This is a genomic window from Lichenibacterium minor (genome assembly GCF_004137685.1).
In the GTDB taxonomy this organism is placed as follows: domain Bacteria; phylum Pseudomonadota; class Alphaproteobacteria; order Rhizobiales; family Beijerinckiaceae; genus Lichenihabitans; species Lichenihabitans minor.
Map to the genome: position 1 here is coordinate 21,619 of NZ_QYBB01000021.1, position 14,044 is coordinate 35,662.

General features: G+C 76.2%; 16 protein-coding genes. 4 read left to right on the forward strand and 12 right to left on the reverse strand.

Annotated features, from left to right (window positions below):
- Positions 1-42: 42 nt before the first annotated feature.
- On the reverse strand, positions 43-891 hold the full coding sequence (locus D3273_RS17080; protein ID WP_129228103.1) for a DJ-1/PfpI family protein: 849 nt from the start codon (positions 889-891) through the stop codon (positions 43-45).
- A gap of 8 nt (positions 892-899) precedes the next feature.
- A complete protein-coding gene (locus D3273_RS17085) occupies positions 900-1,097 on the reverse strand; it encodes a hypothetical protein (protein ID WP_129228104.1) in 198 nt (65 codons plus the stop codon).
- Positions 1,098-1,343: 246 nt separating this feature from the next.
- Here D3273_RS17085 and D3273_RS17090 point away from each other — a divergent pair, with 246 nt between their 5' ends.
- Positions 1,344-1,817 carry a DUF992 domain-containing protein gene (locus tag D3273_RS17090; protein ID WP_245501231.1) on the forward strand — a complete coding sequence of 158 codons (474 nt, stop codon included), beginning with the start codon at positions 1,344-1,346 and terminating at the stop codon, positions 1,815-1,817.
- A gap of 24 nt (positions 1,818-1,841) precedes the next feature.
- Here D3273_RS17090 and D3273_RS17095 read toward each other — a convergent pair whose 3' ends face one another.
- From D3273_RS17095 to D3273_RS17115, 5 genes are all read right to left on the reverse strand, one after another.
- Positions 1,842-2,219: a hypothetical protein gene (locus tag D3273_RS17095; protein WP_129228105.1), complete on the reverse strand. Its 378-nt coding sequence runs from the start codon at positions 2,217-2,219 to the stop codon at positions 1,842-1,844.
- 128 nt (positions 2,220-2,347) lie between these two features.
- On the reverse strand, positions 2,348-5,797 hold the full coding sequence (locus tag D3273_RS17100) for a YhaN family protein (protein WP_165359536.1): 3,450 nt from the start codon (positions 5,795-5,797) through the stop codon (positions 2,348-2,350).
- Positions 5,797-7,083: a metallophosphoesterase family protein gene (locus D3273_RS17105; protein WP_129228107.1), complete on the reverse strand. Its 1,287-nt coding sequence runs from the start codon at positions 7,081-7,083 to the stop codon at positions 5,797-5,799. Before D3273_RS17105 ends, D3273_RS17100 begins: the two co-directional genes overlap by 1 nt.
- A gap of 65 nt (positions 7,084-7,148) precedes the next feature.
- Positions 7,149-7,661 carry a hypothetical protein gene (locus D3273_RS17110; RefSeq protein WP_129228108.1) on the reverse strand — a complete coding sequence of 171 codons (513 nt, stop codon included), beginning with the start codon at positions 7,659-7,661 and terminating at the stop codon, positions 7,149-7,151.
- On the reverse strand, positions 7,658-8,359 hold the full coding sequence (locus tag D3273_RS17115; protein WP_129228109.1) for a hypothetical protein: 702 nt from the start codon (positions 8,357-8,359) through the stop codon (positions 7,658-7,660). Before D3273_RS17115 ends, D3273_RS17110 begins: the two co-directional genes overlap by 4 nt.
- A gap of 208 nt (positions 8,360-8,567) precedes the next feature.
- Between D3273_RS17115 and D3273_RS17120 the strand changes: the two genes are divergently transcribed.
- Positions 8,568-9,575 carry a zinc-dependent alcohol dehydrogenase family protein gene (locus tag D3273_RS17120; protein WP_129228110.1) on the forward strand — a complete coding sequence of 336 codons (1,008 nt, stop codon included), beginning with the start codon at positions 8,568-8,570 and terminating at the stop codon, positions 9,573-9,575.
- A gap of 336 nt (positions 9,576-9,911) precedes the next feature.
- Here the strand turns inward: D3273_RS17120 and D3273_RS17125 are convergent, their stop codons facing one another.
- From D3273_RS17125 to D3273_RS17145, 5 genes are all read right to left on the reverse strand, one after another.
- Positions 9,912-10,121, reverse strand: a complete 210-nt coding sequence (locus tag D3273_RS17125) for a hypothetical protein (protein WP_129228111.1) — start codon at positions 10,119-10,121, stop codon at positions 9,912-9,914.
- 101 nt (positions 10,122-10,222) lie between these two features.
- Complete coding sequence (locus D3273_RS17130) at positions 10,223-10,966, reverse strand: pseudouridine synthase (protein ID WP_245501232.1); 744 nt, start codon at positions 10,964-10,966, stop codon at positions 10,223-10,225.
- Entirely contained in the window at positions 10,963-11,910 is a 948-nt protein-coding gene (locus D3273_RS17135) for a class I SAM-dependent methyltransferase (RefSeq protein ID WP_129228112.1), read from the reverse strand. The genes D3273_RS17130 and D3273_RS17135 overlap by 4 nt, the downstream gene beginning before the upstream one ends.
- Before the next feature lie 52 nt (positions 11,911-11,962).
- Complete coding sequence (locus D3273_RS17140; RefSeq protein ID WP_129228113.1) at positions 11,963-12,184, reverse strand: hypothetical protein; 222 nt, start codon at positions 12,182-12,184, stop codon at positions 11,963-11,965.
- 67 nt (positions 12,185-12,251) lie between these two features.
- Positions 12,252-13,082 carry a glutamine amidotransferase gene (locus D3273_RS17145; protein ID WP_129228114.1) on the reverse strand — a complete coding sequence of 277 codons (831 nt, stop codon included), beginning with the start codon at positions 13,080-13,082 and terminating at the stop codon, positions 12,252-12,254.
- Positions 13,083-13,252: 170 nt separating this feature from the next.
- Here D3273_RS17145 and D3273_RS17150 point away from each other — a divergent pair, with 170 nt between their 5' ends.
- Positions 13,253-13,516 (forward strand): transcriptional regulator, encoded by a 264-nt coding sequence (locus D3273_RS17150; protein WP_129228115.1) that lies wholly within the window; start codon positions 13,253-13,255, stop codon positions 13,514-13,516.
- Positions 13,506-14,006 (forward strand): hypothetical protein, encoded by a 501-nt coding sequence (locus D3273_RS17155; RefSeq protein ID WP_129228116.1) that lies wholly within the window; start codon positions 13,506-13,508, stop codon positions 14,004-14,006. Before D3273_RS17150 ends, D3273_RS17155 begins: the two co-directional genes overlap by 11 nt.
- Positions 14,007-14,044 lie beyond the last annotated feature (38 nt).

Genomic DNA, 14,044 nt, shown 5'->3' on the forward strand with positions numbered 1-14,044 from the left:
CGCATCCCCGCGCGGGCGCGGTCAAGCCGGGGGCGGGCGGGCTCAGGTCGGGGCGACGCCGGGCGGCCGTTCCGCCGCGAGGCGCCCCGCCGCGGCGACGAAGCCGGACAGGAGCCGCGTCATCTCGGCCGTGACGGCGGGCGGCGCGGTGTGGGGCGAACCCGCCGCGAAGGGCGGCCGGGGATCGTATTCGCAGCCGAGCTGGACGAGTTCGGCGTAGGCATCGCCCCGCAGCTCCGCCACCATCGCCAGCCCGAGGTCGAGCCCCGCCGTGACGCCCGCCCCCGTGACCCTGTCGCGGTCCCGCACCACGCGGGCGTCGGTCGGCACGGCGCCGAAACCCGCCAGCACGGGTCGCGCCGCCCAATGCGAGGTCGCCCGGTAGCCCCGGAGCAGCCCCGCCGCGCCGAGCAGGAGCGAGCCCGTGCACACGGAAGCGACGCGGCCGGCGCGCGCGCCCCGATCCGCCAGGAAGGCGAGCGTGTCGCGATCCCGCATGGCCGCCAGCGTGCCGTCGGTGCCGCCGGGCGCGAACAGCACCGCGAGGTCGGCCGGGCAGGACGCGAAGTCCAGCGTGGGGGTCAGCACCAGCCCCGTGTCGCTCGTCACCGGCGTCAGCGTCCTGCCGACGAGGTGCACCCGCATCCCGTCGAGCGCCGCGAACATGTATTGCGGGCCGACGAGGTCGAGCGCCGTGAGGCCGGGATAGACCAGCATGGCGATGTCGCGCGGCCCGCCGCCCGGCGGGCGCGCGACGGCCACCGGCGGGGCGGGGAACGGCGGGGCGAGCGGCGCCTGCGCGGAAGCCGCCGCGACGGCGGCGAAGGGGGCCATCAGCGCCAGCAGCGCCGCGGATCGCCGGTCGATCGGGCCCCGGTCGACGGCGGTCATGGCCCGCGTCAGGCGGCCTGGACGCGACGCCGTCCCGCGATCCCGGCCGCTTCGGCCTCGCATTCCGTCGCCAGCGCCTTCAAGGCCTCCGCGGCCCGCGCGTCGAGCGATTGGGCGGCGAGGCGGCGGCACCGCACCGCCTTGGTGAGCAGGGCTTCGGCTTCGGGGCCGGACGCGCCCGGGATGGATCTGAGGTCGTCGCTCATCGGTGCCCCCGGGGTGAGGCCGTCACAACGGCCGAGCGGCCCCGAAGGTTCGCCCCCTTCAGCAGACATTCGCGAGCGGACATTCGCGGTTCGGCCCAGGGGCGATGAGGCGCGGGCGCCACAGCCGGGCGGGAAAGCGCTTCCCCGGATGGATCTCGACCGGCCCCCGCCTGTTGACGCGGGGCGCGCCCCAGCGCCCCGGACCGGCTCCTCCGGCCCGCGGGACCGGCGCCGGAGAACCATCCCATGACGCTTCGCATCCCGGCCCTCGCCGCGGCCCTCCTCGCCGGCGCGGCGCTCGCCCCCTCGGCCGCTTTCGCCGGCCCGGTGGGCCAGCTCTTCTGCAACGTGTCCGGCGGCACCGGCTTCGTGATCACGTCCAGCAAGGGGCTGAACTGCGAATATTCGCCGGCCAACGGCGCCCCGCGGCAGCATTACATCGGCACCATCAACAGCTTCGGCCTTCAGCTCGGCACCCAGGGACCCGGCCAGCTGACCTGGGACGTGGCGTCGGCCGGCGGCGCCGTGGGGCCGGGCTCGCTCGCGGGCTCGTTCAAGGGCGCCTCGGCCTCGGCCAGCGTGGGCGCCGGCATCGGCACCAACGCGCTCTTCGGTGGCCTCGATGGCGGCCTCACGCTGCAGCCCCTGTCGGTGCAGACCGAGACCGGCGTGAACGTCGCCGCCGGCGTCACGAACATGACGCTCGACTACGCGCCCTGACGCCCCCTGGCCGGGGGTGCGGCTTCAGAAGCTGAAGCCCATCCCCGGCGTGATCCCCCCGCCGCCGCCGAGGGTGACGCCGGCGGCCGGCCGGCCGGGCTGCTCCGCCCCGCCCTCGTCGGGCTTGTCGGCGAAGAAGGCCCTGCGCCGGCGCTCCAGCGACGCCGCCTCGTCCGCGCCGCCGCCCGTCCCCAGGATCGGCGACCGGGCCGCGGGAGCCGCGGCCGCCCGGGCCGCCGGCCTGGCGGGCGCCTTCGGGTGAGCCTTCCGCGCTGCCGCCGCGCGCTTCGGCGCCGGCTCGGCGGCGGCGGCCTGGGCGAAGGCTTGGGCGGGCGGCACGGCGAGCGCGGCGGCGACGAGCATCGGGGCGATGCGCCGTCGGTCGAAACGTCCTGGGGTCATTCCGGTATGTCCTCCGCTGGGATCCGCGCCGTTCGGCGCGGGGGCCGTCGAGCTTTGCCGCGGCGGTGTGACGACGCCGTGGCCCCGCGATGTCGCCCCCGCATGCGGGGGACCGGCGGCCCCGCGCTTCACGCGGGAGCCGTCAGGTCGTGCACCGTCACGGCCGGGCAGGCCGCGCGGGCGAGGTCGATCAGGTGGCGGTGGTGGGTGAGGTAGATGACCTGCCCGACCTCCGCCATGTCGGCGAACAGCCGGAACGCTTCCTCGGCGCGGAAGTCGTCGAAGGTTTCCATGATGTCGTCGGCCACGAAGGGCACGGCCCGGCGCGTCGCCGCGAACTCGTGGTATCCCGCGATGCGCAGCGCCAGGTAGAGCTGGAAGCGCGTGCCCTTCGACATGTCGGTGGCGAGCTTGGTCGAGCCGTCCGCCGCAACGCCGAGCAGCACCTCGGCGTCCTTCTCGGGCTGGGTGGCGAGCCCCGTGTAGGCGCCCCGGCTGACGTCGCGGAACGCCCGCGAAGCGCGGCCCATCATGGCGCTGCGGTGCCGGTCGCGGTAGGCGCGCAGCGCGGCTTCGGCCGCCGCCACGCCGGCGCGGAGCCGGAGGTAGCGGCGCGCCTGGTCCTCGACCTCGAGCAGCACCGTGCGCCGCTCCGCCTCGATCCGCGCCACCGCGTCGTCGCCCCCCACGGCGTCCAGCGCGTCGGCCGCCCGCGCGTTCGCGGCGAAGAGTTCGCGCGCCCGCTCGTCGAGGTCGGCGAGCCGCGGCTCGAGTTCGGCCCGCTCCGCGTCCAGCGCCGCGCGGTCGAGCCCGTCGAGCGCCGCTTCGGCGGCCGCGGGATCGGCGACGCGGAGCGCGTCCCGGATCTCCCGCGCCGCCGCCTCGGCCTGTCGGCGCAGCTCCTCGCGCCGCGCCGCGCCGCGCAGCTTGCCGTCCACCTCCGCCAGCGTGCCGACCCCGAAGTGTTCCGCCATGGCGCCCGCGCGCCGCGCCAGCGCCCCGGCGGATTCGGCGGCGATCCGGCGCCGCTCGCGCGCGTCCGCCAGCCGCCGCTCCGCCCCGGCCCGCGCTTCGGCGAGCCGCCGCGCGTCCGCGATCCGCCGCACGATCGCGTCGTCGCGCTCGCCGAGCGGCGCGTCCCCGGCGATCCCGAGCGCCGCGCCGACGGCCGCCACCTCGGCCGCGAAGGCGTCCCCGTCCCGCTCCGCCGCGGCGACGCGCTCGGCCAGCGACGCGCGGGCGCCGATCAGCGGCGCGACTTCGGCGGCGGCCTTCAGCACCTCGCCGGCGGCGTCGACGGACGGCGTCCCGTCGAGCCCCGCCGCCGCGCAGGTCTCGGCCCAGGCGGCATGCCATGTCGCTTCGGCGGTTTCCGCCTCGGCCAGCGCCCGCGCGCGCGCTTCGGCGTCGCGGCGCCGGTCCTCGGCGGCGGCCCGCAGCGCCTTCGACGCCGACGCGCGGTCGAGCGCCGCGTCCGCCGCCGCGAGGAGCCGGTCGAGCGGCGCGGCCGGGTCGTGGGCCACGCCCGCTCCCGCCAGCGCCGCCGCGATCGCGTCGCGCGCTGAGGCGAGGTCGGCCGCCGCTTCGGCGCGGTCGCGCTCGGCGTCGCGCAGCGCCGCAACCGCCGCCAGCGCCGTGGCCCTCCGCGCCGACCAGGGGCCGAGCCGAGCGGTCAAGCTTTCGGGCAGCGGCGGCACGACCGGCCGCAGCGCGTCCGCCACGGCGGCCGAAGCGGCGTCCCGGGCGCCGGCCGCGGCGTCGCGCCGGCCTTCGGCCGCGATGCGGTCCACCTCCAGGGTGGCGAGCGACAGGTGGAGCTGGTGCAGCTTCGCGACGTCGCCCGCCCGGCCGAAGCGCGCGCCGGTGACGATGTCGTCGCGCCGCATCAGGTCCTCGAAGGCTTCCGCGCTGGCGGCGTCGAGCCGGGCGCGGAGCTCCGCCCAGGCCCGCTCGCGCGCCGCCCGCAGCGCCACGGCCTCGCCGTCCCCGACCACGCCCGCGACCTCGCCCAGCGCGTCGGCCTCGGCCCGGAGGCGGTCGCGCTCGGCCCCGAGCCGCCCCGCCTCCTCGGCGGCCCGCGCCAGCCGCGCTTCGGCGTCGGCCCGCGCGGCCAGGAGCGCCTCGAAGGCGGCGACGTCGGGCAGCCGCAGCGCCGCCAGCGCCGCGCCGTCGCCGGCCCAGGGCGCGAGGTCGCGCATCCGCTCGTCGAGCGCGTCGGCCAGGCGCGGCAGGGCGCGCTCGGCCAGGCGCAGGCGCGCCGCGCCGTCGCCCCCGCGCGAGGACGCCGCCGCGGCGGCGAGCCGGTCGAGGCCGGCGCCGTCCGCAGCCGCGTCGCCCAGCCTGCCGCGCGCTTCGGCGAGGAGCCGCTGCGCTTCGTCGCGCTCGGCCACCGCCGCGGCGAGCCGGGCGGCGACGCCGGAGCGCCGCTCGATCGACCCGCGCAACGCTCCCGCGGCGGCGGCCGGGATCACGGCGCGGGCCGGATCCTCGCCCGCGGGGCGCCCGAGCCGGTGGAGGAGGTCGGCCACGGCGCGGTCGGCGTCCCGCAGCTTCGGCCGCAGCTCGGGCAGGTCGCGCGCGGCGGCCTGGTGGCGCGCCCTCGGCTCGGCCATGCGGTCCACCCGCGGGGCGAGCGCCATCGCGGCGGCGTCGAGGGCCACGGCGTCGGTTTCGGCGCCGAGGCGCGCGATCTCGCCGTCGAGGCTGCGCAGCTGCTCGTCGAGGGCGATCTCGCGGCGGAGCAGGTCGGGGAGTTCGTCGGCCCAGCCCGCCGGCGCGTCCGGCAGCGCGTCGAGGGGGGCGAGCTCGCGCCGGATGTCGCGCAGGGCCGCGAGGCGCGGCAGGGCGCCGAGCAGCCGCGCCACCGCGTCGTGGCGCGTGCGGGCGGCCGCGAGCGCCGAACGCGCTTCGGCATAGGCCGCCTCGGCGCGGTCGCGCCCGGCCGCGAGCTGCCCGTACTGGGTCGCGAAGGTGTCGATCGCGTCGCGGCGCGCCTTGCAGTCGGCGAGCCGCGCCTTCAGCTCGGACAGCGCGGTGCCGTGCTTCTTCGGGCGATGGAAGCCGTCGGCCTCGACGCGGAGGTCGCCCAGCGTGCGGCTGAGCTCCGCCAGGCCGGCGCTGGCCGAGAACAGGAGCTGCCCGAGGTCGCCCTTGCTCGCCAGGATGCTGTCGCCGCCGGCTTCGAGCGTCTCGTCGTCGAGCGAGAACATGGTGCGGTAGGCGGCGCGGTCGATGCCGCCGAGTTCCCCCTGCACGAGCGCTTCCGACAGGGGTCGGCTCGCGGCGTCGAACAGGCTGGCGCCGGTGCGCTTGACGCGGAACAGCTCCTGCGCGCCCCCGGCGAACTCGATCGCCCCGCCCACCCGCATGGCGTTGTAGGGGTGGAGGAAGTTGTAGCGGCTGCGCGCCTCGATGCCGAACAGCAGGTCGAGGAAGGCCGCGAAGGCGGTCGACTTGCCGGCCTCGTTGGGGCCGTAGACGAGGTGGAGGTCGGGGCGGCCGTCGACCCGCGCCCCGAAGTCGAGCACGCGGTCGGTGAACTTCCCATAGCGGGTGAGGTCGAGTCGGGCGAGGCGCATCAGCGGTCCCCGGCGTCCGGCGGCGTGCCGAGCCGCGCCAGCACGTCCTCGGTGCCCTCGGCCACGACGGCGGCCAGCGCCGCCGCGAAGCCCGCCGGATCGGTGCCCAGGATGCCGCGGCATTCGGGCGGCAGGGCGGCGCGCAGCTCTTCCGCGACGGCCTCGATCTCGGTGCGGAACCCGTTCGACCGCAGCACGTCCTCGTCGATCAGCCGGCGCAGCTCGTGCAGCGGGTCGCCCGGCGCGCCCGGCGCCGGGCCGGGCACCAGGCTCGCCACCTCGATCTTCTCGATGGAGGTGGCGCCCAGCGCGGCGGCGCGCTCGTCGGCCTCCGCCTTGAGCAGGTCGATCTCGCGCCGCAGCCGCCAGGCCAGCGGCGTCGTGCCCGTCACCTTCAGGCGCGCCACGAGGTGCTCGGACGGCGCGGCGTCCCGCGCGACGCCCAGCGCGGCGTCGATGGCCCGCGCGACGCCGCCCCAGTCGGCGACGCCGTCGAGGTCGACCGCCACGCGTTCGAACTGCGCCACGGACGTCCGCCGGTGCTCCACCGTGACGCCGCGGTCGTCGCCCACCGTCACCAGCGCCACGGTCTTGGCGCCGGCCTCGTTGATGTCCCGGCCCTGCGGCATGCCGGGCATCACCACGGCGGGGCCGCCCGGCCCGCGCGCCTGGGCGACGTCGCGCCGGTGGATGTGGCCGAGCGCCCAATAATGGAAGCCCGCCGCCTGAAGCTCCGCCACCGTGCAGGGGGCGTAGCGGTCGTGGCCGTCGTGGCCCCCGAGGCTCGTGTGCATCAGGCCGATGTTGACCGCGTCGGCGGTGGGGGCGCGGTATTTCGGCAGCAGGCTTTCGGCGGCGTGCGGCTCGCGGAAGCTCAAGCCGTGCACCACCACGTCGAAGCCCGCCCCGGCGCCCCCCGCCGCCACCGCCTCGGCGCGGCCGCCGAACACCTTGACGCTGTCCGGGAAGGTCAGCTCGCGGGTGATGCGCGACAGGGCGTCGTGGTTGCCGCGGATGACGAAGGTGCGGATGCCGGCCTCGTCGAGGCGGCGGAGCTGCCCGGCGAGGAAGCGCGCCGTCTTCATCGAGGTCTGGTCGCCGTCGTAAAGGTCGCCGCCGAGCATCAGGGCGTCGACGCCCTCGTCGAGGCACAGGTCGACGATCGCCACGAGGGCGCGGCGCGTGGCGTTGCCGATCAGCTCCGCCAGCGCGGGGTCGCGCAGCGCCAGCGATTTCAGCGGGCTGTCGAGGTGGATGTCGGCGGCGTGGACGAAGCGGTAGGCCATGAGGTCGAGCGCGTTCCCGGTCTGTGCCCCCGTCTACCCCGGCGCGGCGCCCAGCGCCACGGTGCTCACCCCGTCGGATCGCCGAGGTCGAGGCGCCCCTGGGCGGGCAGCGGCAGGTCGGCGAGGCCGACGACGTCGAACCCATGGCGGCGGCCGAGCGCCCGCACGGCGGGGTCGTCGCCGTAGATCCGCGCCGCGCCGTTCACCCGGGCGATGGCGACCACCTGCCGGGCGCGCTCGGAGGCGGCCGATGCGGCTCCCGCGTCGCCGCCGTCCCGCGCCATCGCGGCGGCCTCGACGGCGGCCCGGATGTCGAAGGCCTGGACCTGGAAGGCCCGGCGCGCCTCGATGCGGCGCAGCAGGGCGTCGGTGGCGCGGCCGGCCCGCACGAGGAGCGCCGCCAGCACCGGCGTCGGGATGACGATGCTGCTCCGGTCCTCCTCGAGGCGGGCGACGAGCTCGCCGAGCCGGGCCCGCCACGCCACGACCTCCTCGCCGGTGGCGGGGTCGCGCGGGGCGGCGGCCTGGGTGGGCCGCAGCAGCAGTTCCAGGACGTCCGCGTCGACCACGACCTTCACGCCGCGTCCCCCCCGCGGCGGGCGGCGGGGCCGTCCCACCGCTCCTGGAGCGCGTGCAGCGCCGCCAAGGCGTCCGGCAGCGGCGCGTCGGCGAGGACGTCGAAGCGCTCCACCCTCAGGCCGTCCAGCACCCAATGGCCGCCGCTGAGCCGCGTCCAGCGGCCCGGCCCGTGGAGGCGCACGGGCTCGTAGAGGTGGCGGGCCAGCTCCTTGGCGAGCTCGCGCGACGCGGTGATGTCGGCCAGCACCTCGTCGCCGGCGCGCAGCAGGATGCGCGCTTCCTCGCTTTGGCCGCCGACGCGCACGACCTCGCCGTCGATGCTGCCGTCCTGCCGGACCTGGACCGCGTCGGCGTCGCCGCGCCCAGGGAACAGCAGCACGGCCTCGCCCGCGGCGTCGAGCAGGGTGGCGGTGAGGCTTCCCTGCCCCAGCCTGTCGTCGAGCGCGTGGTAGGCCCGCATCGCGTCGGCGGGCCCCGCCCCGCGGGCGACCGCGGCGATGCGGTCGCGCACGGCGGGCAGCGCGCCGCGCTCGACCCGGATGACCGGCACGGCCGCCCCCGTGCCGGCGAACCGCACCGCGCCCCGCTCGCCGAAGATCACCGCGAGGTCGCGCAGCAGGTCGGCCAGCCGCGCCATCGGGAGCGGCTCGGCCGCCGCGTCGTCGATCTGGAACCGGAATTCGCCGGCGTCTGACATGTCACGCGACCCTCGCCCGAGCGATCCCGGTGCGGGTGCACCACAGCCGATCGCGCACCCGGGCGCAAGGCGCTGCGCCCGGCCGGCGGCGCCGGCCGGGGCGTTGCCCACACCTCCCCGGCGCGGGGGAGACTTCGGCCCGTCCCGCTCGTTGTCGGACGCCGGGCGCGCCTCCGTCGCCCGACCCAGAACCTCGAAGAAGCCCACGATGAAAGCCATGCGCCTGCGGTCCCCCGGCGGCCTCGACAACCTCCAGCCCTTCGACCTGGAGGCCGCCCGCGACCCCGGCCCCGGCGAGATCCGCGTGCGCCTGCACGCGTCCTCGTTGAACTACCACGATTACGGCGTGGCGAGCCGCCCCGGCTGGAAGGCCGACGGCCGCATCCCGATGTCGGACGGCGCCGGCACCGTCGAGGCCGTGGGCGCCGGCGTGGCCGGGTTCGCGGCCGGCGACAGCGTCGTGTCCTGCTTCTTCCCGACCTGGGAGGACGGCCCCGCCACGCTCAGCGACTTCGCCACCGTGCCGGGCGACGGCGTCGACGGCTACGCCCGCGAAGCCTTCACCGGGCCGGCCTCCTGTTTCACGCTCGCCCCCAAGGGCTACAGCCACGCCGAAGCCGCGACCCTGACCACCGCGGGGCTGACGGCGTGGCGGGCGCTGGTGGTCGACGGCGGGATCAAGGCCGGCGACAGCGTGCTGGTGCTGGGGACGGGCGGCGTGTCGATCTTCGCCCTGCAGTTCGCCAAGGCCATGGGGGCGACGGTGATCGCCACATCGTCGTCGGACGAGAAGCTGGATCGCGCGCGGGCCCTCGGCGCCGACGCCACGGTGAACTACAAGACCCACCCGGAATGGGGCGCGCGGGTGCGCGACGCGACGGGCGGGCGCGGCGTCGACCACGTCATCGAGGTGGGCGGGCCCGGCACGCTCCCGCAATCCATCGCGGCCGTGCGGGTGGGCGGCCACATCGCCCTCATCGGCGTGCTGACGGGGCGGGGCGGCGAAGTCCCGACCGGCGCCTTCATGCTGAAGCAGGCGCGGCTGCAGGGCCTCATCGTCGGCAGCCGGCGCGAGCAGCGCGACATGGTGCGCGGCATCGACGCCATGGGGGTGAAGCCGGTCATCGACCGCACCTACCCGCTGGACGGCCTCGCCGACGCCTTCCGCCACCAGGAAAGCGGCGCGCATTTCGGCAAGATCTGCCTGGAGTTCTGATCCCCGGCCCGGCGGCCCGACCGGACCCTCCCCCATCCTGCGCCCGCGCGGGACGCCCCCGAATCGGGGCGTCCGCACCCCCGTCGTCCTGAGGCTGCGGAGTCGCGGCCGAGCATGGCGCGGTCGGCGGCATCGGATGCCGGACCGTGCGATGCTCGGACGCCCGGCTTCGATCGTCGGAGCATCGTCGCAGGCCTTTCGACCGGCGACGTCCACGTCTGTCGGTTCAGCCGATGGGGCGTCGCGATCGAGGCTCGGCCCTTCCGGGACGCGATCCCGGCGGGGGCGCCGTGTCGGCGGCCCGTGGCGTGGGACGGACGGAGCGCCCTGCGGCGCTCAGCTCTGCCTGGCCCGATACTGCTGTTCCAGGCGGCGGGCGATCTCGCGGGCGACGCTGCACCAATGGCCATGGCCGTCCATCTCGTGCGACGCGGTGGCGCCGAGGCGGGCCAAGCCGTAGGCGCCGCGGCCGTGCGCTTCGATCAGGCGATCTGCGTCTCGCATCACAGCCGGCCAGAGCAGGCGTCGCCACAGCCTGTCGAGCATGGAAGTCCACCTGGGTTGCGGTCTTGTCGAGATAGGCGGTGCCGCCCGGCGACGCCACGGGCGGAACCGCACTGTGGCACCATGTCGTCCCCTATCCTATGTTAAAGAGGAACCGCGGGCGCCAGGGCCGCCGCGACCTCGGCGCCCGAAAGGGGCCGCCATTGCCCGGCACCGAGGTCGCCGGGCAGGTCGAGCGCGCCGATGCGGTCGCGGTGCAGATCGACCACGCGGTTGCCGAGGGCCGCGAACATGCGCCGCACCTGATGGTAGCGCCCTTCCGCCACCGTCACCACCGCGAGGGTGGGGGTTTCGAGGACGAGGTGGGCCGGCAGCAGCGGCCTGTCCTCGCCCCGCAGCACCAGCGTGCCCGTCGCCAGCACCGCGGCGGCATCCGGCCGAAGCGGCTCGGCCAGGGTGGCGCGGTAGCGCTTCGTCGTCTCGCTCCGGGGCGAGATGATCCGGTGCAGCAGGGCGCCGTCGTCGGTGAACAGCAGGAGCCCGGACGTGTCCTTGTCGAGCCGGCCGGCGCTCGACAGCGGCGGGTCGCGCCGACGCCAGCGCTCCGGCAGCAGGTCGTAGACGAGGGGGCCGGCGTCCCCGTGCGAGCAGGTGACGCCGAGCGGCTTGTTCATCGCCAGCACGAGGCCGGGCAGCGGGTCGAGGGCGGCCCCGTCGACCGTGAGCCGCGCCGCCAAGCCCGGTTCCAGCGCGACCTTGAGGTCGGCGGAGGCCACGCGGGCGCCGTCGAGCAGGACGCGGCCCGAGCGGCACAGCACCATGATGTCGCGCCGCGACCCGTAGCCCAGGTTGCCGAGCAGCCGGTCCAGGCGGATGGGCGCCGTCACGTCCGGGCTTCGAAGACCTTGAAGCCGCGCGCCTCCGCCCGCACCTCGACGCGGCCGAACAGCGGCTTCAGGACCCCTTCGTAGGGCAGGTGCCGGTTGGCGGTGAGCCACAGGGCGCCGCCGCGCCGGAGCGCCTTGGCGGCCGTCGCCACGAAGCCCTGGCCCAGGCCCTGGTCCTCGATCCCGCCCTGGTGGAACGGCGGGTTCATGACCACGAAGTCGAGGTTGGCGAGCCCCTGCGGGCCGGTGCGCAGGTCGGCCCAGCGCACGGTGGCGCGCGCGTCGCCGACGTTGCGCGTCGCGGCCTCGACGGCGCGGCGGTCGATGTCGATCAGGGTCAGGCCCTTCACCTTGGGCGAAGCCAGCGCGGCGTGGCTCAGCACGCCGATGCCGCAGCCGAAATCCGCGCCGCGCCCGGACAAGGCCGGCAGGGTCTCGATCAGCAGGGCGGAGCCGGGGTCCAGGCGGTCCCAGGAGAAGATGCCGGGTTGCGACCACAGGCCCAGCGCTTCGACGAGGCGCGGCGCCCCGGCGGCGACCGCCGCGTCGAGCCCCACGGGGGCCTCGGGCCGAAGGCCGGAACAGATGCGGTGATGGCGCTTGCCGGTCTCCTCGAACCGGCAGCCGAAGGCGTCGAGCTCGTCGCCGAGCCTGGAACCGCCCTTGTCCTTCGACGCCAGGATGGTGAAGGGCGCGCCGGGGGCCAGCGCCCGCAGGCCGAGCGCCACCGCGTGCCGGCGCTCGACGGTGCCGGGCGGCGCCACCATGACCAGCCCGCCCAGCGACCCCTCGGCCAGCCCGTCCAGCGCTTCCGCGCCGGGAACGAGCGGCGACAGCTGCTCCGCCCCCGCGACGTCGATCCTCAACCCCTCGATCGGGCTGCCGTACAACCCCCGTCTCGTCGCCTCGCCCACGCCGTCTCCCCGTCCGTTCGCTCCGAACATAGGGAACCCGGAGGACGAATGCCACGGCGACGCGGTTCGCGGCGCTCGGCCGTCACGCGCAGCGGCCGACCGCCACCGCGAAGGCGCAAACGACGGAACCGCGCTCGTCCACGAGCCAGGCGTAATCGGCCCCTTCGACGAAATCCTCGAGCGGGTAGCGGCGGGCCTGCTCGTCGGCGTCGTGATCGTCGCAGGCGGCGAGCTCGACGGCCGAGGGCGTTTCCACCGATCCGTCCGGGTGGTGGCGCGTGCTCATGAGCCGATAAGCCGGCATGATCCCCTCCCGATGTCCGTCTCGGATCTACAATGCGGGACGGGGGCGGAGGTCGACGGCGGCCCGATCACATCGGCGTGACGAGGGCCTCTCCGGCCGCGCGGCGGTCGCGGAGCGCGCCGGCTTCGGCGGCCCGCTGCGGCGGCAGGGCGCCGGCCGCCCAGGCTTCGAGGAAGGCGCCGGCCCAGCGCGCCACCGGCGCGTCGTGCAGGAACCAATCGGGCCGGTGCTGGTGGACCGGCCGGGCGTTCTTGGCGCAGGCCGTCTCGTGGCCGAGCACGATCCACCGGCTCATCATCGCGTAGGTGACTTCCGGGTGGAACTGGAGGCCGACGGCGTTGCGGCCGTGGCGGAAGGCCTGGCACTCGAAATCGGTGCCGTTGGCCAGGGCTTCAGCGCCCGGCGGCAGGCGGAAGCCCTCGCGATGCCAATGGTACACCCAGCGCGGGAAGGGCTCGCCCGCCAGAGCGTCGCCCGCCGCCGTGGGCGAGATGGGGTAGTAGCCGACCTCGACGTGGCCGTCCGCGTGCGGGCCGACGCTTTGGCCGAGCTGGCGCGCGATCATCTGGGCGCCGAGGCAGAGGCCGAGCAGCGGCGCCCCTTCGCGCAGCGGCACGGCGGTCCAGTCGATCTCGGCCTTGATCCAGGGGTCGGGATCGTTGGCGCTCATCGGTCCGCCGAAGATCACCGCGCCGGCGTGGTGCGCCATCGTGCCGGGGAGAGGGTCGCCGAAGCGGGGGCGGCGGATGTCGAGCCCGTAGCCCATGGCCCGCAGGAGGCGCCCGACGCGGCCGGGCGTCGATTGTTCCTGGTGCAGCACGACCAGGATCGGGCGCGGCCGCCCCGCGGCCGGCGCGGCGCGGCAGGACGGCAGCTGCGACGGCACCCCTTCACCCATCCCCCACGATCCTCCCCGCCAGTCGGGCTTCCGCAGCAAGTCCGGTGCCACGGCGCGGCGTTGCCGGTGTTCCGGCATCGCCCTATGATGAACCCGGCGACGCTCTGCGATGGAATCCCGGCGCCACCGTGACGGCGCCGCCGCGGCGGATCGACGAGGGGAAACACGCGATGACACCTGTGCAGGTCCGGATGGCGCGCGCCGCCCTCGACATGACGGCCGAGGAGCTGTCCAAGGAGGCGGGGCTGTCGCCCGAGGACGTGGCGCAGCTGGAGCGCGGCGGGCAGGAAGGCATCGCATCGGCGCGCCTTCGCACGACCTTCGAGGGGGCCGGGATCGCCTTCCTGGACGCCGACGGCGTGCGCTACGACCCGCGCCTGACGATGGCCAAGACCGTGCCGCTCGAAGAGATGAACTCCTACAATGACGAGTGACGCGACACGCTCCGCGGTTCTCGGCCTGCTGCTGGCGGGGGTCGCGATCGCCCCGGCCCGCGCCGCAGAACCGTCGTACCCGTTCGAGGGCACATGGGTGCGGGCGAACCGCGTCTGCGCCGCCAATGCGCCCCGCGTGCGCACCTACACGGCCCACGAGGTGACCTTCCCGACCGGCCACTGCACCTTCCGCAAGGTGGCGACGGGCGGCGGGCAGTTCGAGATCTTCGAGGAGTGCCGCAAGGCCGAGCGCCCGGGCAACTACACGGAAACGATCCGGATGCTGGGGCCGGACCTGATGCAGATGCGGCGCCAGGCGGCCCGCCTCAAGATCGCCCGCCCGCTGCGCTACGCCCGCTGCATGGTCGCGGCCCCCACCCCGGCCGGCGGCCCGCCGAAGGCCGCCGCCCCGGCCCCGCACCACGCCGCCGAAGCGCCTCCGCACGTCGCGGACGACCACCCCGCGAAGCCGCCCGAACCCCGTCCGTGAGCCCGCGATTCGGCGATTGACGCCTCGGAAGACGTTCT

What these genes read in the sequence shown, in the direction of transcription:
- D3273_RS17080 (WP_129228103.1), bottom strand. Translation starts at nt 891, where the DNA reads ATGACCGCCGTCGACCGGGGCCCGATCGACCGGCGATCCGCGGCGCTG.
- D3273_RS17085 (WP_129228104.1), bottom strand. Translation starts at nt 1,097, where the DNA reads ATGAGCGACGACCTCAGATCCATCCCGGGCGCGTCCGGCCCCGAAGCC.
- D3273_RS17090 (WP_245501231.1), top strand. Translation starts at nt 1,344, where the DNA reads ATGACGCTTCGCATCCCGGCCCTCGCCGCGGCCCTCCTCGCCGGCGCG.
- D3273_RS17095 (WP_129228105.1), bottom strand. Translation starts at nt 2,219, where the DNA reads ATGACCCCAGGACGTTTCGACCGACGGCGCATCGCCCCGATGCTCGTC.
- D3273_RS17100 (WP_165359536.1), bottom strand. Translation starts at nt 5,797, where the DNA reads ATGCGCCTCGCCCGACTCGACCTCACCCGCTATGGGAAGTTCACCGAC.
- D3273_RS17105 (WP_129228107.1), bottom strand. Translation starts at nt 7,083, where the DNA reads ATGGCCTACCGCTTCGTCCACGCCGCCGACATCCACCTCGACAGCCCG.
- D3273_RS17115 (WP_129228109.1), bottom strand. Translation starts at nt 8,359, where the DNA reads ATGTCAGACGCCGGCGAATTCCGGTTCCAGATCGACGACGCGGCGGCC.
- D3273_RS17120 (WP_129228110.1), top strand. Translation starts at nt 8,568, where the DNA reads ATGAAAGCCATGCGCCTGCGGTCCCCCGGCGGCCTCGACAACCTCCAG.
- D3273_RS17125 (WP_129228111.1), bottom strand. Translation starts at nt 10,121, where the DNA reads ATGCTCGACAGGCTGTGGCGACGCCTGCTCTGGCCGGCTGTGATGCGA.
- D3273_RS17135 (WP_129228112.1), bottom strand. Translation starts at nt 11,910, where the DNA reads ATGTTCGGAGCGAACGGACGGGGAGACGGCGTGGGCGAGGCGACGAGA.
- D3273_RS17140 (WP_129228113.1), bottom strand. Translation starts at nt 12,184, where the DNA reads ATGCCGGCTTATCGGCTCATGAGCACGCGCCACCACCCGGACGGATCG.
- D3273_RS17145 (WP_129228114.1), bottom strand. Translation starts at nt 13,082, where the DNA reads ATGGGTGAAGGGGTGCCGTCGCAGCTGCCGTCCTGCCGCGCCGCGCCG.
- D3273_RS17150 (WP_129228115.1), top strand. Translation starts at nt 13,253, where the DNA reads ATGACACCTGTGCAGGTCCGGATGGCGCGCGCCGCCCTCGACATGACG.
- D3273_RS17155 (WP_129228116.1), top strand. Translation starts at nt 13,506, where the DNA reads ATGACGAGTGACGCGACACGCTCCGCGGTTCTCGGCCTGCTGCTGGCG.